Source organism: Marinoscillum sp. (assembly GCF_965229915.1).
Classification (GTDB): Bacteria; Bacteroidota; Bacteroidia; order Cytophagales; family Cyclobacteriaceae; genus Marinoscillum.
On record NZ_CBDDJZ010000001.1, the window covers coordinates 4,495,059 to 4,517,767 of the forward strand.

Consider the following 22,709-nt stretch of genomic DNA (forward strand, 5'->3'; position numbering starts at 1 on the left):
GTTGCGGTAGAATATCAGTATGTCGGCATTCCATAAAGGGAAACAATAGCACTCGTAGTTCAACTGGACGGTTCGCCGCTGCGATAGAATACCAGATTTCGGTTCGGCCGGAAAGGATCTGGGGGTTGAGGGGCGGTTCGCCGCTGCGATCGAATCCTTCCGAGTGCAACAAGCACCCATAGCTCAACTGGATAGAGCGCTGGATTTCGGCTCCAGAGGTTGAGGGTTCGACTCCTTCTGGGTGTACAATAAAAAAGCTTCTTGATTTATTTCAAGGAGCTTTTTTTGTTTAGAGATAACATTTTGTTAGTTCAACTGGCGGTGCGTCGATAACGCTAGCCCGATGGAAAATCGGTGAGGTTTAGCGATTCACCTAAAAGGCAAACAGCACTCGTAGTTTAACTGGTCGGTTCGCCGCTGTGATGCGATCGGCTAGATGCAATCGGCTAGATGCGATCGGCTAGATGCGATCGACCAGATCGACTCTATGTATTGCCAGCAGGCATATTTTGGTTGTACTTTATTGATTTCTCATTTTTTGGTAAGCCTTTTTTGTTAGGTTGATCCTTCCACTTTCAGGATATATCCCTGTCCGTGGACATTGGCTATTCTGATACGTGGATCATGCTGAAGGTACTTTCTTAGTTTGGAAATCACCACATCCATACTTCGCCTTTTAAAATAGCCCGCATCACCCCACAATTGACGCAGCATGATATCACGATTGACAAGACGGCCTAAGTCGTTGCACAGAAGCTCCAGTACTTGGTTTTCCTTTTGAGTTAGGTGTTGGACTTCTCCATTAATCGAAAGTTCATGATTCTGGATGTCGTACTGATAACTACCGATAGCGACCTGAGAAGTACGACTAATTGCATCTGGACTACTGCGGCGGAGCACGGCATGAATCCGTGCAATAAGTTCCTCTTCATCTACTGGCTTGACGATGTAGTCGTCAGCACCAAGTTTAAAGCCTTTGAGTTTATCAACTTTAAGAGATTTGGAAGTGAGGAAGATAATGGGCAAAGATGGACTGTTCTGTTTCAATCCGGCAGCAAGTGTAAACCCATCTTTTTTAGGCATCATCACATCCAGAATGCATAAATCATACGCCTGTTGTGCAGCTTGTCGCTCACCTGATTCTCCATCCATTGTCCAGTCTACAGAAAAGCCATTCATTTCCAGGTATTCTCTTAAAATGTACCCAAGGTTTTTATCATCTTCTACCAGTAGGATTTTATTCATGGTTTTCGGGGTAATTTGAGCGTAAATGTGGTTCCCTGGTTTGGTGTGCTTGTTAAACTGATTTCACCTTGATGTAGGCTTACAATTCGCTTTACATAGCTTAGTCCAAGCCCAAATCCTTTGACTGTGTGCGTGTTGCCCTTCTCGGCTCTAAAGAACTGATCAAAAATCAGTTTCTGGTGGACAGAATTAATACCAATACCATTATCGGTAATGCTAAAAGTCAAGTGGGAAGAGTTGTCCGATGTTACTAGCCGGATGATAGGTGTGTGCTTCGTGTATTTGATGGAATTGTCCACCAGATTGAAGAGAACATTTTTGAGGTGAACTTCATCACCGGTTACAATCGGATTGCTAGCCTTCAGGTCCAATTCTATTTGACCTTCATTTTCTTCCAGAATAACACAGTAGCTGCTAACAACTTCATGGATCAGTTCATGGAAGTCAATGAGTGTCGGATCCATGGTGAAGTTGCCAGAGTCAATCACTGCCATTTGTAAGATTTTGTCTACTTGTGATTGAAGTCTTTTGGATTCTGAATCGATCACGTGTACGTAGGATTTGAGTTTTTCTGAGGTCGCTATTTCTTGCTTTTTGATCAGAGATTTAGCGGCTAGTGAAATGGAGAAAATAGGTGTTTTGAATTCATGAGTGAGGTTGTTGATAAAATCTCTTTTGAGGTCCGAAAGCTTCTTTTGCTTATTGATGGTATAGATAGTGTAAGCAAAGGCGACCATTACAATGATGATCAGCAGGAAACTCTGACGAATTATTTGAAACGACTCACCAATGATTACCTCCTCTTTATTGGTATAGGTCATGGCAATATCTAGTGTATTGCTCAAAATCATGCAAAAGCACAAATGGTTTTCAGCCTTCAGCACATTCATGGCTTTGGGCAGTTCCGGCCTATGATTGCGATGGATCATGCACCCAAATTCATCTGAGACAAAACCATCTACCCGATACTCGAGCTTGGGGTAGTTTAGGGCGAGTACTTCATCGATGCCTTTGCGGAGTGCTACCTGCAGAGAATCTGAGAGCTCAGAATCGCTGGAGAAGGAAAAGTCTTCTGTTCCTTGAAATTCTCCAACCAAATGACCCAGTGTCTGATTGAACATCATGTGGTCATATAGATCTGAAAGGATTCTGGGAATGGTGAGTTCCATCATACGACGATTTGTTTCCAAATCATTTTTCAATATTCGGTATTGATTATAAAGTAGGCTACCCAGGGCTAGGATCACCAGCACCAACAGTGATACAATGATGTATTTACTCCATTTCATTCATTGAAAATTTAACCAGATTCTATCGATCTGTTCTGATTTTAACCTTTCATTAACACTTTTAACTTTTCAATAAGTCTCTTTAACCGTTCCATAACTACCTCGAAGGATTAATTGGCGTAAACTGCACAAACAACTTAAATGATATGCGAAATCTCCAATTAACAGCCTTACTACTCTTGTTCTATTTATCTTCAAATGCCCAGCGACAGGACATTCTCGTGGATGTAGACTGGTTAAAAAACCGGATGCTTCGTGACGACCTGGTGCTTCTACACATTGGTTATGAAGAAGCCTACCTGAAAGAGCATATTCCTGGGGCTATTTACATTAACTCAAAGGAGTACACGTTTTCGGACAGTACACACAATTTTGATCTTCCAGAGGTAAGCAAATTGGAGGCAATGCTCCAGCAGAAAGGAATCAGTAATCATACAGATGTGGTGATCTATACTGGTGAAAACTGGGTGCCACTGGTCACTCGATTGTACTTCACACTGGACTACCTGGGGCATGGTGAGCGTACCCGAATTCTGGACGGGGGCATGATGACCTGGAAGAGCTTGGGCAATACGGTTACAGATGAGGTATATACACCTGCTACGGGTAATTTTAAAGCAAAACCTAAAGATCAATTGTTGGCTGATACCAACTACATGTTACAGTCAATTGATAATACTCAAAACAGCATTGTCGATTGCCGGGCATCTGTTTATTACACAGGAATAGAAGCTAGTCATAACGCAAGAAATGGACGGATACCTGGAGCAAAGACTATTCCTTATACTTCATTGTATCAAGAAAATGCGCAAGGTGCCTATGAGTTTCTGAGAGATGTAAATATCACATCGATTTTCTCGGATGAAGGACTACAGCCAAGCACTCCTTTGGTACTGTACTGTCACATTGGGATGCAACTGACTGTGGTCTATACGGCTGCAAAAATGCTGGGCTATCAGGATGTTAAAATTTATGATGGTAGTTTCTATGAATGGGGGCCAGATGATTCATTACCAATTGAGTTGGACTAATATGAAAGCATCAAAATCATATTGGAACCCTTACTTCTGCGGAATCGGGTTGGGTCTGGTTCTTCTACTGACATTTGTGGTGATGGGAAGAGGAATCGGAGCTTCTGGAGCGATGACCAGTGTAGTGGTGACGGGTGTCCACTCCGTCTCTAAGACACATGCTGAAGCCAATATCTTCTACCAGGGTTACCTTGGTGATGGCACCGTGCATCCATTAAAGGATTGGTTGGTATTTGAAGTTCTAGGGGTGCTCGTTGGCGGATTAATTTCTGGCGTGTTAGCCGGCCGGTTGTACTGGAAGGTGGAAAGAGGACCTGGCTTGAAAATAGCCGCTCGATTTGGCTTTGCCTTCTTAGGTGGAGTGATCATGGCATTTGGAACCAAGCTTGCGAGGGGATGCACGAGTGGTCAGGCACTGACAGGCGGGGCTATGATGAATGTAGGTAGCTGGGTATTTATGCTTGCTCTGTTTGCAGGCGCTTATGCAATGGCAGGGGTTGTTAAAAAACTGTGGTTATGAACGGACCATTTTTAGCTTATGGCTGGATCGGGGAGGAAGCCAGTTTGATGTTTGCGTTGGCAATCGGTTTGGCGTTTGGTTTTTTTCTTGAGCGTGCTGGACTTGGTAGCGCTCAGAAGCTCACAGGTCAGTTTTATTTTCGGGATCTTACGGTTTTCAAAATGATGTTTACAGCCATTATCACCGCCATGCTAGGGGTGTTTTGGTTGCATTGGTTGGGTATGTTGCAAGCAGATTTGATTTATCTCACGCCGACATATATTTGGCCTCAGTTAATCGGAGGACTCATTTTTGGTGTGGGCTTTATAGTGGGTGGATACTGTCCGGGTACTTCCTGTGTTGCCTCCAGTACCGGAAGCCTTGATGGAATGTGGAATGTCATGGGACTGCTGTCGGGGATATTTTTGTTTGGGGAGCTATACCCCTACCTGGAGCCGTTCTATATGTCTGGATCGATGGGACAAATCACCCTTTGGCAAGAGCTGAGACTGCCAATGGGAATAAGTGCCGCTATCATCACTCTCATAGCATTACTGGCATTTTGGGGAGCAGAACTACTGGAAAAAAAGAATGCGACAAAATGAACAACAGAACTTTAGGGATTGGAGCGCTGGTCATTGTATTAGCAACATTTTTGGCATCTTTCCTTCACCGTGACGGACTTCATTCCCATCCTCAATTCATTAGTGTATTTACTTTGGCCAAAGCCATAAAAAGTAGGGAAAGAATCGTTTTGGTAGATCTTCGTTCGGATTCGGTTTATCTTCAATTGCATATTCCTACAGCGAAAAACGTGACACTCTCCCGTTTGGATTCACTGGTGCTTCCACCTGATTATCTACTCATCATTTACTCTGGAGAAGACATGCTCGCTAGACAGGCATGGAATGCCATATCGGAGGATCAACGTAGTGTAACAAAAGTAGTCTATGGGGGTATGGGCGATTGGTACCATTACATCCTGTACCCCACACTTCCACTTCATCCTGAAGTACAACATCTGGAGTTGATCCGACAAGTGAAAGAGCTGAGTAGCTTTTATGGAGGCCAGCCCGAATTCACCAATCAGCGAGTGCAAATGGAAGGTTACTACGTAGATCCTGACCAATCCGAGTGGCCTGAAATAATGGCAGATCATGCATTCGTTAGAAAAGGCTGTTAGCCACTAAAAGCAAATCTTAAGTTAAATTGAGCGGTAAAAACAGATCAATTAAAAACTTATAGTTAAATTGACTATAACTTAAAATTTGTCCTTCGATGAAAGATTCCAGAAGATCCTTTTTAGCCAAAGCAGCAGCACTAGGGTTAGCCAGTGCGGTTCCATTTCAGATCAAATCCAAATCCAAATCCAGACCTTTGCCATCACTGCAGGGCCGCAATGTGCTTTTTGTCTATGGCGGATGGGATGGTCACGAACCCCTCAAGTATAAGGACTACATGGGGGCGTGGTTGGAAGAAGAAGGTGCGAATGTAACCTTCTCAGCCTCTCTAGATGCCTATTTGGATAAGAACTTAATGGCCAAGACGGATTTGATACTTCAGATCTACACTATGTCACAAATTACCAATGAGCAGGAGAAGGCACTGCTGGAAGCCGTTAAAAATGGAGTGGGGATTGCTGGCTGGCATGGTGGTTTGTGTGATGCATTCCGAACCAATGTAGAGTATCAGTTCATGACTGGAGGGCAGTGGGTAGCTCACCCTGGTGGAGTGATTGACTACACGGTGCGAGTGCTGGATACGGGAGATGAGCTCACTGCCGGGCTCAATGATTTTCCGATGACCAGTGAGCAGTATTACATGCATGTAGATCCTAACGTAAAGGTATTGGCCACCACACGGTTTGGTTCGGAGATCAATGACTGGATAGAAGGATGTGTGATCCCAGTAGCCTGGAAAAAGGGCTATGGAAAAGGGCGTGTTTTTTATACTTCTCTAGGTCATAACCTGGCTCATATCACCGAAGTGCCAGATGCCATAGAGCTGCTCAAGCGTGGGATCAAATGGGCAAGTGCCAGCAAATATGAACCAATGGAAAAATGGGTGCAGCCAATGTATTAAGCTCTATCCATCTATGTTGATATTTTTTTCATAGAATCGGGACATGATCCGAACTATTGGATGTGATGAGTGATCCCCATCGAATAGCTGCTGTAAAAGCGTGATGTCTTCACTGATTAGGTCGTTCTTTTCATTGACTTTTTCATAACCCATCGACCAGTTTTTGAAAATCCTCGATTGGATTGGTCCTTCAAATACAACGGTGGGACTATGGTGTCTTTTGTCTTTCTGTATTTTGGCATATAGTTTTTGCACTGATTCTTTAGGACCTTCCAGTACCTGAATAAACCGATCATTATAGTGAAGTAGCAGACCTGAGATATCATTGGACTTATTGTAGTGTCTGGCTACATGTAGCAGTTGTTCCATAGCTGCATCATTTAGTTCCCGGGCCGAATAGCTGACATAAACTAAGAAATATAGATTCTGATTCATATTGCTATACCCACAAAAGTGATGTCGTCATACTGAATGTTATCGCCCTTCCATTTATTGATCTCATTCATGTAGTATTTTGCATCAAAGTTTTCTTCTCTTTCAATCATTTGCAACACACCTCTTCTACCCAGTTTCTTTCGATCGTTGCTGTCAAACTGATCCGTCAGTCCATCAGTGAAACCATATATACCGGTCACTCCATCCATTTCAAATGTGGTTTGAGAGATGGAATCAGCCATGTTATCGTATTGAATTGCTTTCTTGGATTTCAAAAGCTCCATTCCGTCCGTTTTTCTTATAAACGCTGAGATACCGGTAGAGCAGAAAGTAATTTGGGATCGCGAATGATTGAAAGCAAACAGTCCAATTTCTGCACCAATACCGTAATCCAGGATGTCTGAAGTGGTTTTGTTGTATTTGGATAACTGGCTGTAAAATTTCATCAGGACTGCATCAGGGTTTTCCCCTTGAAATACATCCAAAGATTGGTTCAGTAAAGAGTTACAAACCATGGAGGTCATAGCTCCCTCCACACTATGTCCAGTACAGTCGACTATTGCAAAAAGGACCGTATCATCCTTTTTAGCATACCAATAAAAGTCTCCCCCTACCAGATCTTGCTGCTGATACACCACAAAGAAATTCTTAAACTCCTTTTTGATATCCTCGATATTCGGAATTATCAACTTCTGGATCCTAACTGCATCGAGCATTTTGGGATCGTTCAAGATCTCTTCATGCCTGGAAATAGACTCCTCCAGAACAGGCGCATTCTCTTTGTAATCGTCCAGGCTTAGGATAAAATTGTAGAGTAGCGTCTTGTTTTCAGACTTATTGTGGACGACCAAAAAGGAGGAGCTACTAATGCACTTAATAAGCAACTGACTCTCATCAATTAGCTCAATATTCAACGTCTCCATTTCAATGTTGGTCTTATTAATCCAGCTAAGCCAGGGACTTACCAGATCATTTTTATCGATTTCGTCTGTAGAGAAATGATCTTTTTGGATCACTAAGCAGGATTCTAATTCCTGAAAGTTATCCTTTATTATCTGTACAAGTTGAGACATAGCGCTTGATTTGGATTATGTTGTCTCAAGCCGCTTGACAAGTTCCTTAGCCTTCATCATAAATAGGGCCCTATTAAAAACAGCTTTACTGGTTAATTGTAATCCGGCCAAAAGGAAATCACCTTTTAACTGGAACATTTTTTTCTTAGTCGAGGAAAAGAAAATCGATTGAGTGGTCTGAAGGCATTTACCGTTATCAAGGTCTATAATTAGTTTTTTAACATTCTCACCTTCCAGAAACTCGAATTTATTCAAGCAGGTATTGTAAATTGATATTTCATTTACAATACCAAACTCTCGTTTAAATTCAATTAATAACTCCTGCATGAGTTAAGCATTCTACAGTTTTGATTGAATCTCTTTTTTACCCTTAGCAACTACCGCTCTCAATAGTGCCAGATTGGCTTTCTTTTTATCAGCAGCCAGGTAAATCATGTGTGTACCTTTTTCGGTGCAGTTAATCAGGTGATATTGCGTATCCAGCGTGATCAATATGTCATCGATGCTATCTTTTAGTCCAAGTGCCTCTATAGCCTTAAGTTTGGATTTAACCACCTCTACATTATAGGCACTAGCTACGTCCGGATCCAGTTTGCCATCTGAAAACGATCCAAGAGACATCCCGGATGCAATTTAAACTACAGTAATTGCATGGATTCCGTCTGAACTTTCCTTTGCTGATTCAATAAATTGGTTGATGAAGTCATTTTTAGCCATCGTAATATGTTTTATTAGAATTGAATTAATACAATAGCTGATTCTGTTCTAGCAATATATGAAAGACCTACTAATAGTACCTAGGTAAATTACTTATAATTCGATGAACTTTGGTTAACCCTTGATCAACTTTGTGTGGATTAACATGGTATTGCCTGAGATTCATATTTAATTTTGCCGCATGACGATTGAAGAGGTACATACACTGTTGCAAGAAAGGCGATCGGTTTATCCAGACCAGTATTTGCCAAAAATGATTCCTGATCAGCTAATTAAAAATATTTTGGAAAACGCCAACTGGGCACCAACTCATAAGCTGACTCAGCCGTGGCGATTCAAAGTGCTGAAGGGAGAGATGCAAAAGAAGTTTGGCGTCTTCATGGCGGAGAAGTATCGCTCCATAAATCAGCTGGAGTCATTTTCGGTGGCAAAATATGAGAAGCTCAAAATGAATCCTCAGAAAGCTGGTGCCATCATAGCTATCTGCATGCAGCGAGATCAACGAAACCGTGTGCCCGAGTGGGAGGAGGTGGCGTCTGTGGCTATGGCTGTCCAAAACATGTGGATCACCGCTAGCGCATATGGTATTGGTGCTTATTGGAGCACACCTGATTTGCTGGAGTATTTTGGCGAGTTTGAGGCTCTGGCTGAGGGTGAAAAATGCATCGGTTTGTTTTACATGGGATATGCCAATGTTCCCAATAAACGTCCTCCAAGAACGCCTATAGAAGACAAAGTGAAATGGCTTTGATCACCATTCGAATGTAATCATTAGGTTGGGCGCAAACCCAATGGCATTCCGGTCAATGATATTAGGATCTCTTGGGTTACTCCCTGTACGGACCACTCTGTCAGTCAGGTTTTCCTGATTGTACACATTGATTACTGATAAACCAAAAGTTGACGACCACTTGCGGTCATCGGTTTTAGGGATTTTGTAAGAAATCGAGGCGTCTAAAAAATGTACCATCGGAAACCGACTATCAAAGGCACTTATAGCGTCGGGGTTGCCATTGCCATTTGTGTTGTTTTCATAAGATGCCAGGAAGTTGGCGGACTCTATGCTATTGCCGTCCAGCCCGGAGGAGAGTCGCCAGCCAATGGAGGTTTTGAAGTTGTTTTTGTGGAAAGATATGCCAGTATTCAGACTATGCGGTTGGCTATACCTACCATCATAAGTTAGCGTATCGGTGTGTACTAGCAGCTGACTGTAGGAGTATCCCAGCCATGACTCGATGTAGTCACCAAACTTGCGCCGAATGAATAAGTCCACTCCATAGGCTTCATGATCAGCTCTAAAAAAAGTAGCGTTTTGCAGTAATTTAGTCGCACTGTAGTAGGTCACATTGTTGGCCGTTTTGTAATAAGCCTCGACATCTATGACCCATTTGTTGAGGTCCCAAACACCACCAAGCATACTTTGTGAGCCATGAATGGAGTAGGTGGTATTGTTATCAGCTAGCTGCCAGAGTTCATTGTCAAAACCACCACTGCTAAACTCCAGCACTTTCACCTGGCTGATGTATTGATTGTAAAATCCAGCAGAGCCTTTCAATGTGAAGTTCTTGCTGGCGAACCAGTTGGCGAAAACCCTCGGTGCAAAATCTACTTCGTTTGTCTTACTGAAATAATTTAATCTACCACCCAATTGTACAAACCAGTTTTTCCACTGGTTGATGGCATAACTAGCATATGGACTGATGGTGGATGCTGACTCTTCGTTTAATCTGGTGTAATCCGGGTTATTGTTTGGCGTAGGACCTTTATAGTTGTCATATACATCCTGATAACGGTACTCTATCCCAAGATCCAGTTTATTCTCTTTAGTGGTCATTATTTGAATTTCCTCTGAAATACTCAAGTCCTGAATGCTATTGATCGAGTAGGCTCCATTGACCGTAGGTATGGGTTCATTATCAAGTGCATCACCGGCTCTAAACTGTGATCGATAGGCACTCAAGCTAATGGTAAAATCCGATTGTACTCTGTTATTGATTTTTGATGTCCACTGACCGCTCGATCCCAGGTTAAAACCATCAAATTGTTCCGGGAACCGACCTCCTTGTGGTGAGTTGATGCTGTAATCAATCTTAGAAAACGTATAGATGTTAGATAAGTGTATTCTGTTTTTAGGGTTAGGTTGGTAGGTTAACCCAAGTTGATAATCTTCAAATATGACATTGACATCTTCCAGCACTTCTCCTGTGGCGTTATCTGTTATGGCGGATCCGGCATAAACCATTTCAGTAATGGCTTCTAGCTTCGGAGAGATAAATGAAGTCGGGAAGGAACGTCGAGCTCCGAAATTGATACCCACCTTGTTTTTAGCAAGCGGCGCTTTCACATAGGCCATGGCAAAGAGTGTGTTAGCACCCACGCCTCCACTGACAGTTCCGTTTTCCTTGGGTTCTGTCTTTATTTCTACAGCTCCTCCCACACGGCCTCCACGTCTGGGATGAAAGCCATTGCGGTGTACTTCCACTTCATCAATCACTTTTGGGTTATATGGTGAGATCGTGCCAAAGTAGTGTCCTTTGCTATAGATGGGAATGTTATCCAGCATGACGTAAGACTGATCCGTTGAGCTCCCTCTAATGTACAGATTGCCCGCCCGGTTGTCTGGTGTGGTAATTCCAGGCAAAGCAGATAGCGACGCGAACAAATCTCCGTCGGTTTCACCTGGAAGCAGCGGCAGGGCACTTACGTCAATGTCTATACTTTGATTAGCAGGATCCAGATTGATGCCTTCAGTGAGATAGTCTCGGATCACCAGGTCTTCCAATTCAATGAATTGAGGATTTAGAATGACTTCAAAGGAGCGTCGGTTTAGGAGTGTGCTGAATTTCAGCTGCTCATTGGCAAATCCTGGAGTGTATATCTGTATGGTATCGCGGAGCGAGGGCTTGAGCGAAAAACGAAGCTGATTATCCTTTACTGTCAATGGGATGGGACTTCCATTGACCAGGACCGAAGAGAGCTCTGGTATAATCTCGGTACTTCCCAGGGAATCTTGCAGGGAAATATGGTATTCACTCTCCGACAGGACAACATAGTAATAACTACTGTCTACTTGCTCTACCTTCAATGGGTAGTTGTTTTGAAGATAATCGATCAGGTCAGTGGGAGATAGATTATCCAAAGACTTTGGCTCAGTGATCAGTCCCAGTAGTTCAGCATCAAAAGAGATTTTAATTTCCTTTAGCTGCTGAAAGGCGGACAGACGATCTCCCAATGTCATCGAACCTTGACACACGGCTATCATTGCCCAGGCGATGGCGAATACAGTCAGTGTTGCTCTCATGTAAGGTGGTCTAGTTGTTTGCCAGGTAGACGGTCTTTCCCTTGATTTCGTAATTGATGTTTAGCGGATCGAAGACAATTTTTAGGGCCTTGCTGAGATTGTCAGTAGGGAAAGAACCAGTGAACCTTCGGTTTTTCGCTACACCATTGATTTCGATAGTGATATCATACTCTTTCTCCAGGGCTTTGATGACCTGATCCAGGGGCGCATTGGTGTAGGAGAGCTCGTTTTGTAACCAGGAAGGACCACTGCCAGTGACAGGGATCATGTCTTCCCATTGTCCCTGGTGGAATAGGTAACTTTCCCCTCCAGGTACTTCCACCTGACCTACCGGAGTGGTAGCCCGGACTCTTCCTTCAAAGCAAGCTACTTGCATCGATTGATCAAAAATATCTACCGTAAAAGTGGTCCCCAAAACGGCTACTTCTCCTACGTCAGTAGTTACAGTAAAGGGATCACCCGGCTCCACATCAAATAGTGCTTTTCCAGACAGTTTTACTGGTCTGCGTCCTTTTTTCCAGTCACCTCTTCTCACTGTCAGAGAACTTGCAGCAGCCAGTGTTACTTTGGATTGACCGTCAGGTAGAGTGATCTCCAATGTCTCGCCAGCATCTGCATAGTAGGTAGTGGTGTCACTATTGAAAAATAGCAACCAAACGCTGACTGTGAGAATCAAAGCAATGGAAGCGGCGATTGATAGAGGTTTCCACCAATTCAATGATCTGGTGATCGTTTTTGGTTTGTTTAGTATTTCATTAAGATCTACTCGATATTCTTCGCTCAATGAAGGCTCCCATTGATCTATTTCGGAGGTGATTTGCTTATACTTTCGCAAATCAGTTGCTCCAATGATCTTAGAGAGCTCTTCGTCTGAGAGCTCTCCATTTAGCCATTTGATGATTTGGTTTTCTTGATTTGCCATTTTTCCTGTCCTTTAAAAATACAACGACATGTGCTTCCAAAACCCTACTTATATTTTAAATCCAGATAATTCATCCAGGTTTTCTTTCAGAGATTTGAGGGCAGAGGTAATGTGTTTTTCCACGGTTTTGATGGATAGGTCAAGAGCTTCTGCGATTTCTTTGTTCTTCATCTTGTCTATTCTGCTCATGAGAAATACGCTTCGTTGCTTTTCTGGCAAACTAGACACGGCTTCTTCCAGCCGGGTTTTAAATTCACCTTCCTGGTAGACATACTCTGGGTTACGTTCCATTTGTGATTCGGAAATACTCTGGCGGTATTGAAATTTTAATACCACTTTCTGATGATCTACATCGTCTAGAAAGAGTCTGTTAGCCACAGTAAACAAGTAGCTCTTGGCCTTTTCAAATGGCACCTTACTGCAGTTGTTCCACAGCTTGATGAACGCATCCTGTGTAAAGTCCCTTGCTTTCTCCAAGTCCCCAAACTTATAGAACAGGAAATTTCGGAGTGGCTTTTCATGTGTGCGGTGAACTTCTTGAAATGTCTGCTCTTCACAGACAGTGCTTAAGTTCATAAGTGAGTTGTTGCGTTGGTTTTGATTGCCAAAAGTAGTCAATCGAACCAATTAAGGAATAGAAGGGTGCTGTAAATAATCAATAAGGCCAAACTCATTCAGTTAAGAAATATTCCGTTTCATTCGAGGTATGGGTGGATTCATTCGTTTGGGTGAGTATTCTTAAAATAATTTACTATATTCACCTCCCCAGACCAAATTTTTTAATTACCAGCTTAGTTTATTATGAAAACAGCAAAGATTATTACCACCATCATTCTTATTGGCTTGATCGTATTTGGCGTTTTAGGCGGCACTACTATCTGATTATCACTAGCAAGATTGTAACCAATGCAGGCAGCGCCTGAACGATCAGGATTTTTCGAGAAGCAGTCAAACCACCATAGATTCCAGCTACAGCCACACAGGATAGGAAGAAGAGTCTTACATTTTCAGACCAGACTGGATCCTCTATGAGGAACGACCAGATCAGTCCGGCAGCAAGAAATCCATTGTACAGTCCCTGATTAGCAGCCAGCGTTTTCGTCTTTGGAAATAGCTCTGTGGGGAAGGCTTTACTCCCAAACACTTTTACTCCGCGAGTAGTCCATGCAAACATCTCCAACCATAAAATGTAAACATGGAAGAGAGCGATTACTGCGGTTAGTATCTGAATTGCTAGGTTCATGTCATTTGGGATTAAAACCTGAAGATAACGCATTCTTCACAAAAAAAGCCTCAAGCAAATGCTCGAGGCTTCATCCTGGTTAGGGCTGGCGGTGATTACTTTTTATCCGTCGTGAGTAGTGACCATGATTCTTACCTCCCCATTTTGGGAGTGTTATTGTAAGTTTACTTTAGCAATGTATTACTCAAATATTTTACTCTTCCTACTTGTCTTGGTTATTGCGCTTTCTTGCACAACCTCGTCATTAGAAACTACTGCGGAGTTGATTTCAATCGATATTGAAAATGGTCCAAAAACTGATAATCCTGAGTATGAAGTGGATTTAGTAAGGATTATTCCCCTTGAAACAACGGATGAATCAATTTTTGGGGTGGTGAATAGAATCGAAGTTGTGGATGGAAGAATATATATACTAGACATACAGCAGGGCAAAGGAATTTATGTGTTCCATGAAAATGGAGATTTTATTGGCCGGACAAAAAATGGTAAAGGCCCAGGCGAAATGCTTAACCCATTTGCATTTTACGTAGATCATGTTGAAAATAGACTAGTGGTTTGGGATCAGTCTTTAAGCTCATTGTTTGAATTCGATTACAACTTTGTTCTGAAAAATAAGATTAGATCAGAATTATTTATTGATGATATCAACAGTGTGCAGGGTGGCAAATTAGTTCACTTTGAGGATGAGAAAAAGGGAGCCAATACCTTTGCTTTATTCTCAGATGAGTTAGAAAAACTAATCTATTTTCAGGATTTTTCTTATGATTCCAAACATGGAAGTCAATACCTGGATAGATCCATTAGCGTTGGCAGTGAAACCTTATTAATTACACCAAATCACTACTTCATATATGGGTATGATGAGAAGGTAATAAAGCCTAAATATGAAATAGACTTTAAAGAAAAATCTCTAAGAGAAGAGGATTTGAAAGAGGGTGTAGAACAGATATGGGAGAGGATACTGGGTAAAGAAAAGGTTTCATTTCCCTTAAGTGTTTTTGAAAGTCATCGCTTCATAGGATTTAATGTGATGTATGGTCATGAGTACTCTACTTTTTTGATCAATAAGTCAACCAATGAATTGATTCAGTTAGCAGACTTTATTGGGTCACCTAAACTCCCAAAATGCAGAATTCTTGGATCAATGGGACAAGCCAAGGACCTCTTCTATGGGTTGATCGAGCCGAGAGATCTGATTAAATTTCACGAAGAAAATAGAGATGTGGAATTAATGCCTAAGGACTCAGTACCACAACCGAACGATAATCCATTGCTCATTCTTTTAGATATTAAGTAGAGCCTCCAGAAATTATATGAATCCTGTCATGTTGTTGTAAACAAAAAAAACCTCAAGCAAAATGCTCGAGGCTTTGTCCTGGATAGGGTTGGCGGTGATTACTTTTTGTCCAGCATGAGTAACTCATTCATGTTGATCTCTGTGATGTATTTCTTCTCGCCATTGCTTTCGTAGCTGCGGTTGACCAGTTTGCCTTGTACACCTACTTCGCTTCCTTTTTTCAGGTAGTTCTCTACAATATCTACTTTCTTACCCCACACAACGATGTTGTGCCATTGGGTATCCTCTACCTGCTCGCCTTTGTTGTTGCGGTATTTCTCATTTGTTGCCAGTGAGAAGGTGGCCATTTTCTTTCCACTATCAAAAGTCTTGATTTGTGGGTCGTTACCTAATCTGCCGATTAATTGTACGTTGTTTCTTAAAGTTGTCATGATGTAAAAATTTAAGTGTTTAAAAATGAAGTCTCTGATTGGCAGATGACTTGTGTCGATTTGACGAGAGCAAAGTAAGAGGAGTGGAAAAGGGATAGTCGGAGATTATTCGGCTACATCCGTTTATACCCGTATGTAACCGGTTACAAACGGATAATGTGCATAAAATCAGTTAGTTAACAATAAATGATTACGAGTTAAAAATTATCCGTTTAACCGTTTAAGTAGTTGGTCAGTGGTTAATATCTCAGCAAATTCGTCTCTGAGATTAGCTAGCTCTACTTGATGAACGAGCTCTGCATCGATCACCTGGCCGTCTGGTAGAAACTTTTGAAAGGCTGCTGTGGCATCCTCAATTAGGATGGTTTTGAATCCAAGATTTGCGGACATCCGTACGGAAGTGGAGATACAGTGCTCAGTGGTAAGTCCGATCGCAATGACTTGTTCTATACTGTGAGCATGGAGCCAATCTTCGAGCTTTGTACCAATGAAAGCGCTGTTGACATTTTTGTGATAAACTGTCTCATCTGTGTTGGGTTTCACTTCTTCTTTAATCGCATGACCTGGTTTGTCGGGGTGTAATGGAGATGCCGGGTTGGTAGAGTCATGTTGGATAAATATCCTCGGTAGATCGTGCTTGCGGAAGTGGCTTAGAAGAAGGGCGCAGTTATTTTCAGCAACGGGGTTGTTTCGCTGGCCTCCATAAAAAGCCAATTCATCCAGTCCCTGTTGAATATCGATCAGTACCAGTGCAGTTTTCATCCATTGAAAATAGACTGAATTGAGCCAATCTCAAAATGTGAAGAATAAGAAAATAGGTTGCATCAAAGGATGTCACATTGAGCCCGCCTGACACTGCAGAAACAAGTTTGATACAACCCCCTGAATCTATGACTTGAAAGTGATGTCCAATGCTATCGGAACTGCTTTTAATGCCTTGGATATAGGGCATCCTTCTTTTGCACCCTGAGCGTATTCTTTGAACTGATCTTCGGAGATACCGTGGACCTTACCAGTTAAGTCTAGCTTGATGGAGCCAATCTCGAATCCACCTTCTACCTGATCCAGGCTTACTGTGGCGGTTACGTCCAGTTCTTCAGCTTTATGGCCATCTTGCTGCAAGCCAAAGCTCAGAGCCATGGCAAAGCATCCTGCGTGAGCTGCACCAATGAGCTCTTCCGGATTGGTGCCTGCTTTCCCATCTTCATCCTCAAATCGGGCCTTGAAGGTGTAAGCCGTTCGATCCAGTACGCCACTTGGAGTGGTGAGTGTTCCTTTTCCGTCTTGTCCGGTTCCTTTCCAGACTGCATGTGCTTTTCTTTTCATAATATCTTTTTTATCGGTTCATCTATCTAAGAGGTCAGACTATGATTATGTTTGTTTTTCCTCATAATTGATAGCTGTCCATGAAATGCCTATTTAATGATCAACTCAAAAACCTGAAAGAAGTCAGCCTTCCCATTCAAGACATTGCTCTGCTGAGGGGTTATGGGATTTTTGATTTTTTTAGGTTGTCGGATGGGGTGCCACTTTTTATGGAGGATCACCTGGATCGGTTTTATCGTGGAGCTGAAAAAGTACGTCTGGAGGTTCCAGTGGACAAGCAGACACTAATTGGGAAGCTGCAGGTGTTGTTTGCTGAAAACAATATGCCCGTATCTGGAGTGCGGCTGATACTTACCGGCGGCACAGGCAACGGCGCTTTCGCCATAGGTCAACCTAACCTGATCGTCACACAGGAGCCCATTTCTTTCCCAACTTCAGAGATGTTTGTCAAGGGAGTGAAGCTGATCACTCATGAATACCTACGAGATCTTCCAGATGTCAAAACGATCAATTACATGACGGGGATCTGGCTGCAGGACGAAGTACAAAGACAAGGGGCTTTTGATGTGCTATATCACCATCAGGGTTTGATGCATGAACTAACCAGAAGCAATATTTTCATAGTCGACTCCAGTGGAAAAATTATAACACCTGCTGAGCGGGTGCTTCATGGTGTGACCAGGAAGTATTTAATACAAACACTGGGAAATGTGGAGCAGCGAGCCATTTCCATGCAAGAATTATTTGAGGCCCGGGAAGTATTTATCACCGGTACAACTAAGAAAGTACTGCCAATTGTGCAAATAGACGATCATCAGGTGTCAGAAGGTCCTGGACCAATTACTCAAATGATCATGAATACTTTTACCAATGTGGAGAAATCGTATGTGGATTCATTCAAGCAACAATGGGTCTGACTAGTTCCAGGTCATTACTCCGATGAGGTCGTGCATGAAAAGGTAACCAGAAGCCGTCACATGTAAGAAACTCACTGCCATCAGGTACCAATAAGCTTTTTTGTTGACTCTGAGTTTATAGGCTTTCAGAAGATACACCACTGACCAGAGGCTAATGGCTGCATAAGCAATAGTCAGCACAAACAGAGATACAGAGACAAAAGAAGGAGCGCCAAACAGCTCGAATGGGTCCATCGCTCCGGCCATACCTAGGATGAAACAAGCCACTACGATCGCACTGGAGAAGAGGGGCCAAATACGCATCCACAAATTTGGACCTTTTTTGAGTTTGTGATTTAGCAATTGGATGAGCCAAACGAAGAATAATATGCCACTACTAATGATGGCTAATATCCACAAACCCATGATCGTATAATTACCAAACACAATAAATGCCGATACAGGTTCATAGACCGTGGTTCCAAGATATACTACTTGTCCAGCCAAAGGATCATCAGTGCTGACAAAAGCCACTCTACCAGTTTCGGGACCTATGAATTGATTGGAGGCTATTGGTAGGAATGAGCTCTCAGTACCTCCAAACAATGGTTTTCTTTTCAGTGTGTCTGAGTCTTGCCAGAATCTGTTTACTTCTGTTAGTTTGGAGATAAAATAAAACAGCTGAATCCGCGGGTTGATCTGACGGTAGTATCCTTCCATGTTGGACAAGTCCGCATCGCCTAAGGTAGCTCGTTGCGGTTTGGTGGGTTGAAGGTTACGCGTTTGATAACTGCGAATGAGATCAGAGATCGCACTATAGCCACTTCCACCAGCCGTATTGATCATAAAGGCATATCCCAAGCTATGTTCAGGCAGGTAAGCTAACTCACTCGATCCACCATTCACACCACCATTATGACCCTGATAAACAAATCCATCATAATTGGAAGTGTAGTTTGATAAGCCATAACCAATTTCCAAACCTGCTTTTGATCCCAGGTTGCTAGTTGGAGTTTCCATTCGTTGTAAGGAAGAGAAACTAATAAGTTGCAAACTGTCAACCCAACCACGCTTGACGAAAAAGCGAACGAACTTCCCCATGTCTTTTGGAGTAGCATTGATTGATCCTGATGGTCGCATGATGATGTTCCAGTAGGGTTGAGGTTGATTGCCTTCGTAAAGTGTGGCCCCTTTCAGTTGGTAGTCAGTGCTTTCGAAATAGGTCATGTTTTCCATACCCATGGGGTCGAAGAAGTTTTGCTGTACATAGTCCTCGAAGCTCATCCCTGATATTTTTTCAACAATGTACGCAGCTACAGGTGGTCCCGAGTTGCAGTAGGAAAACCGTGTGCCGGGTACCCAGCGTGATATTCTAGAGTGCGGATGGTAATCAAGACCTTCTTTTAAGGTCATATCTTTGGCATCCAGGGCATACTCTGTGATGTGAATGTCATCCCATCCGGTAGTGTGTTCCAATAAATGCTGGACGAGGATGGGGTTGGTTTCAGACCATTGATTTTTAAACGCAATTTCCGGGACCAATTCACTCACTGGATCCAACAGACTGACTTTACCTTCGTCTTGTAATTTTAAGATGGATAAGGAAACGAACATCTTGGATATGGAACCAATCCGAAACATCGTTTGCCCATCTGCTGGGATGCTATCGGCTTTGTTTGCCAGCCCCAGTCCATCTGACCAAATGATGCTGTCTCCTTCAACCAATGTTACACCCAGTGCCGGAACACCATGATAGTCCATGAGCCTTTCGAGTTCCTTTTTGAGCTCTGGGATGGATTTTGGAGTCTCCTTGTGAGAATTGTGCTGACCAAAAGCGGTTTGAGCGATCAAAAGTATTCCGACTGTTAAAACTCCAGAAAAAATGGATTGGATAGATTTCATCGAAGGTTGATTGAATGAATCTATGAATTTAAGAAAATTGTATTAAATCATGGAGTAGAAAGCGATGATGCCACCACAGTTTTAGGCCACTTTTCTTAGCCTCGGGAAAGGTCTATAAGCATAATAGCTCAAGACGATCTCTATCGCCTCAGCCATCGCTTCATTAATTGGCATGATCTGATTTCCCAAATGGAAATCAATCTGCATCAGCTTCTTGTAATAATCCGAAAATATGGGGACGTAGTTTCCTTGCTTGATATGCTCTACAGCGTGCAGGTAATCGGCTGCTTGCTGTTCCTTGATGATTTTGCAAGTGACCAGTCTTAGTTCACCAAACTTATCTCGACTGGCTCCATAGCCAAATAGTCTGCAAATGAGTCCCCGATGTGGGTAAAGCGTGCAGCTTCCCTGCGTCAGGTTTTCTAGAGAGAGTGGCGAGTAGACATGGCAGATAGGGGTATCGCTGTTGCGGATCTGTTCCAGTTTTGACTCGGCTTCATGGTGAATGAACCAATGAAATGCCAAAGGCAAAAACTCCAAAGGACTAGCTTCAATATCTGGCTTGTTACAGCACTTGCCACAACCGGACACACAATGGATTTTAGTAGTATCTCGGAATGCAGCAATTTCCTTATCGAGGTGGCCGAACAACCGCTCAACCGCTCTCACTTTACGCACGATGGACATAGAACGAGGCGCAAAATTAATTGGAATCAAGGCATATTTTCACATGTGATTGGGCTATTTATTTTAAGTACTCTTGTCCGTCGTTTAGAATTTGTAGGTAATAGCGCCTTTTGCAAAGAAAGGCGTGCCAGGGGTGAAATGTATTTCTTCCACAGGCTCCGTTTCATTTGCCAGCCGTGATTCGGTTGCAAACTGCGTTTCGTTCCATTCTTGATTGAAGAGGTTTTGAATGCTGATGCTGAAATCCAGGTTTTTCCATTGATATCCGGCATTTACGTCAATAATTGAGTAGCCCTTAGCTACAATGGAATTATCTTCATTTGCAGGTCTATGGTCTACAAATCTCAGCCTTGCTCCTCCATAGACGCCAGAAGGGTGGATAACGTTGGCCCCGGACATAATGGTGAAGTCAGGTGCCAGTGGAATGAAGTTATTTCCCTCTGGCTCTTCCATCGCTCTGGCAATGGTGTGGTTGATGTCTACATCCCAGTAAAACCATGAGATTGGCTGATGTCTCAGACTGAAGTCAACTCCCATTCTCCGAGATTTTCCACTTGGCTCCACAATGCCCGCATCACCTACATAGACAAACTCTTGCTCCGAATAGAGGTGCCAAACGGCCATGTTAACTACCGTCGCACGAGTTGGCTTAGCGATTAGTCCCAGATCATTTCCCCAGGCTGCAGGTAGGATGTTATTGCGGACATTGCCAGTAATCAATCTGGTGTCATTGGAGTGGAACCCTTTCCCAGATTTCAAATAGAGCTGTAGTCTGTTGGATGTGTTGTAGAGGATATTGAATTTGGGTGAAAGAATTGCCTTTTGAGTCTCCTGAGTCGCATAGGGTAGTAGAAAATCAGTATAGTTAAAGTCAAAGCGATCCAGTCTCAATCCTGGGTTGAACACCCATTTACCGAGTTCCAAACTCAAGTTGGTGTAAGTGAATACGTTGGTTTCCTGAATATCTCCCAGCTGAATGGTATCAAGTGTGGTCGATCGGTTTTTGGTATGCGATAGTTCATTGGAATAGCTCATATCACTTCTGAATCCAACTGCTGAAGTGATATTGCCATCAAAAACTCCCAGATGAAATGAGTGATTGAACTCTGACTTGAGCCCAAAGAGGTTTCGGTTTTCCTTTTGTTTGATTTGATCTCCATTGACAGGGTCCTCGAGAAAGAATGTAAAATTAGAATACAACTCAAATTCATAATGTGAATAGTAAAACCGATTGGAGATGAAGGTGAGTGGCTTCAAAGTACGTGTATATGCCAAGGTGAAATTACTTCTACTGGTTTGTCCACCTTCAGCGTCATCAATTGCTCCAAAGCGATCAATCAGACCATTGTCAATAGCACGTTGCGGTATTTGACCGGAGGCGTTCCATGTGCTGGTAAAATGTGAACCAGAGATTTCCAGATACTCAGACGCACTCAGTTGCCCACTGTACTTTGTCATTACATTCAGTCTGTTAAAATTTTGCGGACTATCAAATGGGCCGTCAGTAAGTTGGTATTCTGTTGCCAGATAGGCTTTGTGCTTTTCCTGATTGAGGACTTGAAGCATTCCAAGAAACCTCTGCGAGTCGAATTGGCCGACCTCCAGTTTCATCAAGTTGTTTTTGAGCTGATTTTTAGTTTTTAACGCCACAAACCCTGCAGTGGCAAAATTTCCCTGATCTGCGTAGTAAGGTCCTTTGCCAAAATTGAGGTTGTCAATTGTTTCTGGGATTACAAAATGCAAATCGGCATAACCCTGACCATGTGCATGAGAGACCATATTTACCGGCATCCCATCTACGGTGATGTTGATGTCTGTACCATGGTCAATATCAAAACCTCTGAGGAATATCTGCTCAGCTTTACCGCCTCCGGCATGCTGACCAATTACCAAGCCGGGTACTTTTCTCAAGATTTCCTGAGAAGAATTCACTGGGTTGGTCATGATATTGATGGAGGTGAGAATGTCCAGTGCGTCCATACGCGGAGAAACCACTACTTCATCCAGATTCAATATAGCTTCTTGGAGAATAATTGTGACAGATCCCTCATCTGAAACATTGTATGCAGAACTAGTGTACCCAATGTGACTAGCAAACAACGTGTCTCCTTCAGTCATGGGAAGTTGAAACCCACCAAGCTTGTTGGTATGTGCATGTTCCCCAGTAGATTGATTGAGAACATGTACGCCATTCAGGGGCTCACCTTTTTCAGAATGCACGGTATTCATGCTTTGTGAGAAAGTGAAAATGCTATAAGTCAGAAAAAGTATTTGAAGCAGGAATTTTACGGTGTTCATTTTAAATATGGTTTGAAAAATGAACGGTGAGATAT

General features: G+C 42.7%; 24 protein-coding genes and 2 tRNA genes. 10 read left to right on the plus strand and 16 right to left on the minus strand.

Annotated elements, in window-relative coordinates:
* The first annotated feature begins 48 nt into the window (after nucleotides 1-48).
* A tRNA-OTHER gene (locus tag ACO067_RS19125) sits at nucleotides 49-168 on the plus strand.
* A 4-nt stretch (nucleotides 169-172) separates the two neighbouring features.
* A tRNA-Arg gene (locus ACO067_RS19130) sits at nucleotides 173-246 on the plus strand.
* 309 nt (nucleotides 247-555) lie between these two features.
* Here ACO067_RS19130 and ACO067_RS19135 read toward each other — a convergent pair.
* The gene (locus tag ACO067_RS19135) at nucleotides 556-1,245 is read right to left on the minus strand and encodes a response regulator transcription factor (RefSeq protein ID WP_421877089.1); all 690 of its coding nucleotides are present in this window, start codon (nucleotides 1,243-1,245) and stop codon (nucleotides 556-558) included.
* Nucleotides 1,242-2,534 carry a sensor histidine kinase gene (locus ACO067_RS19140; protein WP_421877091.1) on the minus strand — a complete coding sequence of 431 codons (1,293 nt, stop codon included), beginning with the start codon at nucleotides 2,532-2,534 and terminating at the stop codon, nucleotides 1,242-1,244. Before ACO067_RS19140 ends, ACO067_RS19135 begins: the two co-directional genes overlap by 4 nt.
* A 146-nt stretch (nucleotides 2,535-2,680) precedes the next feature.
* Here ACO067_RS19140 and ACO067_RS19145 point away from each other — a divergent pair, with 146 nt between their 5' ends.
* The 5 genes from ACO067_RS19145 (at nucleotide 2,681) to ACO067_RS19165 (ending at nucleotide 6,146) form a co-directional block, all read left to right on the plus strand.
* The gene (locus ACO067_RS19145; RefSeq protein ID WP_421877093.1) at nucleotides 2,681-3,565 is read left to right on the plus strand and encodes a sulfurtransferase; all 885 of its coding nucleotides are present in this window, start codon (nucleotides 2,681-2,683) and stop codon (nucleotides 3,563-3,565) included.
* Between the two features lies 1 nt (nucleotide 3,566).
* Complete coding sequence (locus ACO067_RS19150) at nucleotides 3,567-4,085, plus strand: YeeE/YedE thiosulfate transporter family protein (RefSeq protein WP_421877095.1); 519 nt, start codon at nucleotides 3,567-3,569, stop codon at nucleotides 4,083-4,085.
* A complete protein-coding gene (locus ACO067_RS19155; protein WP_421877097.1) occupies nucleotides 4,082-4,669 on the plus strand; it encodes a YeeE/YedE thiosulfate transporter family protein in 588 nt (195 codons plus the stop codon). The genes ACO067_RS19150 and ACO067_RS19155 overlap by 4 nt, the downstream gene beginning before the upstream one ends.
* Nucleotides 4,666-5,247 (plus strand): rhodanese-like domain-containing protein, encoded by a 582-nt coding sequence (locus tag ACO067_RS19160; protein WP_421877099.1) that lies wholly within the window; start codon nucleotides 4,666-4,668, stop codon nucleotides 5,245-5,247. Before ACO067_RS19155 ends, ACO067_RS19160 begins: the two co-directional genes overlap by 4 nt.
* Before the next feature lie 95 nt (nucleotides 5,248-5,342).
* Nucleotides 5,343-6,146 (plus strand): ThuA domain-containing protein, encoded by an 804-nt coding sequence (locus ACO067_RS19165; RefSeq protein ID WP_421877101.1) that lies wholly within the window; start codon nucleotides 5,343-5,345, stop codon nucleotides 6,144-6,146.
* A 3-nt stretch (nucleotides 6,147-6,149) separates the two neighbouring features.
* Here ACO067_RS19165 and ACO067_RS19170 read toward each other — a convergent pair whose 3' ends face one another.
* From ACO067_RS19170 to ACO067_RS19185, 4 genes are read right to left on the minus strand one after another with little or no spacing between them, the layout of a single operon-like run.
* Nucleotides 6,150-6,581, minus strand: a complete 432-nt coding sequence (locus tag ACO067_RS19170) for a BLUF domain-containing protein (RefSeq protein WP_421877103.1) — start codon at nucleotides 6,579-6,581, stop codon at nucleotides 6,150-6,152.
* Nucleotides 6,578-7,654 carry a PP2C family protein-serine/threonine phosphatase gene (locus tag ACO067_RS19175; protein WP_421877105.1) on the minus strand — a complete coding sequence of 359 codons (1,077 nt, stop codon included), beginning with the start codon at nucleotides 7,652-7,654 and terminating at the stop codon, nucleotides 6,578-6,580. Before ACO067_RS19175 ends, ACO067_RS19170 begins: the two co-directional genes overlap by 4 nt.
* 15 nt (nucleotides 7,655-7,669) lie before the next feature.
* The gene (locus ACO067_RS19180) at nucleotides 7,670-7,981 is read right to left on the minus strand and encodes a hypothetical protein (RefSeq protein ID WP_421877107.1); all 312 of its coding nucleotides are present in this window, start codon (nucleotides 7,979-7,981) and stop codon (nucleotides 7,670-7,672) included.
* A 12-nt stretch (nucleotides 7,982-7,993) separates the two neighbouring features.
* Nucleotides 7,994-8,275 carry a roadblock/LC7 domain-containing protein gene (locus tag ACO067_RS19185; RefSeq protein ID WP_421877109.1) on the minus strand — a complete coding sequence of 94 codons (282 nt, stop codon included), beginning with the start codon at nucleotides 8,273-8,275 and terminating at the stop codon, nucleotides 7,994-7,996.
* 277 nt (nucleotides 8,276-8,552) lie between these two features.
* Between ACO067_RS19185 and ACO067_RS19190 the strand changes: the two genes are divergently transcribed.
* Entirely contained in the window at nucleotides 8,553-9,122 is a 570-nt protein-coding gene (locus tag ACO067_RS19190; RefSeq protein ID WP_421877111.1) for a nitroreductase family protein, read from the plus strand.
* On the opposite strand, the gene ACO067_RS19195 is transcribed toward ACO067_RS19190, so the two are convergent.
* The 4 genes from ACO067_RS19195 to ACO067_RS19210 all read right to left on the minus strand — a co-directional run bounded on the left by ACO067_RS19195 (nucleotide 9,123) and on the right by ACO067_RS19210 (nucleotide 13,837).
* Nucleotides 9,123-11,672, minus strand: coding sequence for a TonB-dependent receptor plug domain-containing protein (locus ACO067_RS19195; protein ID WP_421877113.1), 2,550 nt, complete (start codon nucleotides 11,670-11,672; stop codon nucleotides 9,123-9,125).
* 10 nt (nucleotides 11,673-11,682) lie between these two features.
* Nucleotides 11,683-12,594 (minus strand): FecR family protein, encoded by a 912-nt coding sequence (locus ACO067_RS19200; RefSeq protein WP_421877115.1) that lies wholly within the window; start codon nucleotides 12,592-12,594, stop codon nucleotides 11,683-11,685.
* A 48-nt stretch (nucleotides 12,595-12,642) separates the two neighbouring features.
* On the minus strand, nucleotides 12,643-13,170 hold the full coding sequence (locus tag ACO067_RS19205) for an RNA polymerase sigma factor (protein ID WP_421877117.1): 528 nt from the start codon (nucleotides 13,168-13,170) through the stop codon (nucleotides 12,643-12,645).
* Nucleotides 13,171-13,468: 298 nt separating this feature from the next.
* Entirely contained in the window at nucleotides 13,469-13,837 is a 369-nt protein-coding gene (locus ACO067_RS19210) for a DUF1304 domain-containing protein (RefSeq protein ID WP_421877119.1), read from the minus strand.
* A gap of 175 nt (nucleotides 13,838-14,012) precedes the next feature.
* Here ACO067_RS19210 and ACO067_RS19215 point away from each other — a divergent pair, with 175 nt between their 5' ends.
* Complete coding sequence (locus ACO067_RS19215; RefSeq protein WP_421877121.1) at nucleotides 14,013-15,134, plus strand: 6-bladed beta-propeller; 1,122 nt, start codon at nucleotides 14,013-14,015, stop codon at nucleotides 15,132-15,134.
* Between the two features lie 98 nt (nucleotides 15,135-15,232).
* On the opposite strand, the gene ACO067_RS19220 is transcribed toward ACO067_RS19215, so the two are convergent.
* The 3 genes from ACO067_RS19220 to ACO067_RS19230 form a co-directional block, all read right to left on the minus strand.
* Nucleotides 15,233-15,565 (minus strand): single-stranded DNA-binding protein, encoded by a 333-nt coding sequence (locus ACO067_RS19220; RefSeq protein ID WP_421877123.1) that lies wholly within the window; start codon nucleotides 15,563-15,565, stop codon nucleotides 15,233-15,235.
* A gap of 204 nt (nucleotides 15,566-15,769) precedes the next feature.
* Nucleotides 15,770-16,327, minus strand: a complete 558-nt coding sequence (locus ACO067_RS19225; protein WP_421877125.1) for an isochorismatase family protein — start codon at nucleotides 16,325-16,327, stop codon at nucleotides 15,770-15,772.
* 126 nt (nucleotides 16,328-16,453) lie between these two features.
* On the minus strand, nucleotides 16,454-16,891 hold the full coding sequence (locus ACO067_RS19230) for an OsmC family protein (RefSeq protein ID WP_421877126.1): 438 nt from the start codon (nucleotides 16,889-16,891) through the stop codon (nucleotides 16,454-16,456).
* 80 nt (nucleotides 16,892-16,971) lie between these two features.
* On the opposite strand from ACO067_RS19230, the gene ACO067_RS19235 reads away from it, so the two are divergent.
* Nucleotides 16,972-17,808 (plus strand): aminotransferase class IV, encoded by an 837-nt coding sequence (locus ACO067_RS19235; RefSeq protein ID WP_421877128.1) that lies wholly within the window; start codon nucleotides 16,972-16,974, stop codon nucleotides 17,806-17,808.
* Here the strand turns inward: ACO067_RS19235 and ACO067_RS19240 are convergent, their stop codons facing one another.
* The 3 genes from ACO067_RS19240 to ACO067_RS19250 all read right to left on the minus strand — a co-directional run bounded on the left by ACO067_RS19240 (nucleotide 17,809) and on the right by ACO067_RS19250 (nucleotide 22,674).
* On the minus strand, nucleotides 17,809-19,689 hold the full coding sequence (locus tag ACO067_RS19240; RefSeq protein WP_421877130.1) for a serine hydrolase domain-containing protein: 1,881 nt from the start codon (nucleotides 19,687-19,689) through the stop codon (nucleotides 17,809-17,811).
* 81 nt (nucleotides 19,690-19,770) lie between these two features.
* Nucleotides 19,771-20,376, minus strand: a complete 606-nt coding sequence (locus ACO067_RS19245; RefSeq protein WP_421877132.1) for a YkgJ family cysteine cluster protein — start codon at nucleotides 20,374-20,376, stop codon at nucleotides 19,771-19,773.
* Between the two features lie 84 nt (nucleotides 20,377-20,460).
* Nucleotides 20,461-22,674, minus strand: a complete 2,214-nt coding sequence (locus tag ACO067_RS19250; RefSeq protein ID WP_421877134.1) for a TonB-dependent receptor — start codon at nucleotides 22,672-22,674, stop codon at nucleotides 20,461-20,463.
* Nucleotides 22,675-22,709 lie beyond the last annotated feature (35 nt).

What these genes read in the sequence shown, in the direction of transcription:
- ACO067_RS19210 (WP_421877119.1), bottom strand. Translation starts at nt 13,837, where the DNA reads ATGAACCTAGCAATTCAGATACTAACCGCAGTAATCGCTCTCTTCCAT.
- ACO067_RS19135 (WP_421877089.1), bottom strand. Translation starts at nt 1,245, where the DNA reads ATGAATAAAATCCTACTGGTAGAAGATGATAAAAACCTTGGGTACATT.
- ACO067_RS19145 (WP_421877093.1), top strand. Translation starts at nt 2,681, where the DNA reads ATGCGAAATCTCCAATTAACAGCCTTACTACTCTTGTTCTATTTATCT.
- ACO067_RS19175 (WP_421877105.1), bottom strand. Translation starts at nt 7,654, where the DNA reads ATGTCTCAACTTGTACAGATAATAAAGGATAACTTTCAGGAATTAGAA.
- ACO067_RS19140 (WP_421877091.1), bottom strand. Translation starts at nt 2,534, where the DNA reads ATGAAATGGAGTAAATACATCATTGTATCACTGTTGGTGCTGGTGATC.
- ACO067_RS19240 (WP_421877130.1), bottom strand. Translation starts at nt 19,689, where the DNA reads ATGAAATCTATCCAATCCATTTTTTCTGGAGTTTTAACAGTCGGAATA.
- ACO067_RS19215 (WP_421877121.1), top strand. Translation starts at nt 14,013, where the DNA reads ATGTATTACTCAAATATTTTACTCTTCCTACTTGTCTTGGTTATTGCG.
- ACO067_RS19230 (WP_421877126.1), bottom strand. Translation starts at nt 16,891, where the DNA reads ATGAAAAGAAAAGCACATGCAGTCTGGAAAGGAACCGGACAAGACGGA.
- ACO067_RS19180 (WP_421877107.1), bottom strand. Translation starts at nt 7,981, where the DNA reads ATGCAGGAGTTATTAATTGAATTTAAACGAGAGTTTGGTATTGTAAAT.
- ACO067_RS19245 (WP_421877132.1), bottom strand. Translation starts at nt 20,376, where the DNA reads ATGTCCATCGTGCGTAAAGTGAGAGCGGTTGAGCGGTTGTTCGGCCAC.
- ACO067_RS19165 (WP_421877101.1), top strand. Translation starts at nt 5,343, where the DNA reads ATGAAAGATTCCAGAAGATCCTTTTTAGCCAAAGCAGCAGCACTAGGG.
- ACO067_RS19205 (WP_421877117.1), bottom strand. Translation starts at nt 13,170, where the DNA reads ATGAACTTAAGCACTGTCTGTGAAGAGCAGACATTTCAAGAAGTTCAC.
- ACO067_RS19200 (WP_421877115.1), bottom strand. Translation starts at nt 12,594, where the DNA reads ATGGCAAATCAAGAAAACCAAATCATCAAATGGCTAAATGGAGAGCTC.
- ACO067_RS19185 (WP_421877109.1), bottom strand. Translation starts at nt 8,275, where the DNA reads ATGTCTCTTGGATCGTTTTCAGATGGCAAACTGGATCCGGACGTAGCT.
- ACO067_RS19170 (WP_421877103.1), bottom strand. Translation starts at nt 6,581, where the DNA reads ATGAATCAGAATCTATATTTCTTAGTTTATGTCAGCTATTCGGCCCGG.
- ACO067_RS19220 (WP_421877123.1), bottom strand. Translation starts at nt 15,565, where the DNA reads ATGACAACTTTAAGAAACAACGTACAATTAATCGGCAGATTAGGTAAC.
- ACO067_RS19235 (WP_421877128.1), top strand. Translation starts at nt 16,972, where the DNA reads ATGAAATGCCTATTTAATGATCAACTCAAAAACCTGAAAGAAGTCAGC.
- ACO067_RS19160 (WP_421877099.1), top strand. Translation starts at nt 4,666, where the DNA reads ATGAACAACAGAACTTTAGGGATTGGAGCGCTGGTCATTGTATTAGCA.
- ACO067_RS19225 (WP_421877125.1), bottom strand. Translation starts at nt 16,327, where the DNA reads ATGAAAACTGCACTGGTACTGATCGATATTCAACAGGGACTGGATGAA.
- ACO067_RS19190 (WP_421877111.1), top strand. Translation starts at nt 8,553, where the DNA reads ATGACGATTGAAGAGGTACATACACTGTTGCAAGAAAGGCGATCGGTT.
- ACO067_RS19155 (WP_421877097.1), top strand. Translation starts at nt 4,082, where the DNA reads ATGAACGGACCATTTTTAGCTTATGGCTGGATCGGGGAGGAAGCCAGT.
- ACO067_RS19250 (WP_421877134.1), bottom strand. Translation starts at nt 22,674, where the DNA reads ATGAACACCGTAAAATTCCTGCTTCAAATACTTTTTCTGACTTATAGC.
- ACO067_RS19150 (WP_421877095.1), top strand. Translation starts at nt 3,567, where the DNA reads ATGAAAGCATCAAAATCATATTGGAACCCTTACTTCTGCGGAATCGGG.
- ACO067_RS19195 (WP_421877113.1), bottom strand. Translation starts at nt 11,672, where the DNA reads ATGAGAGCAACACTGACTGTATTCGCCATCGCCTGGGCAATGATAGCC.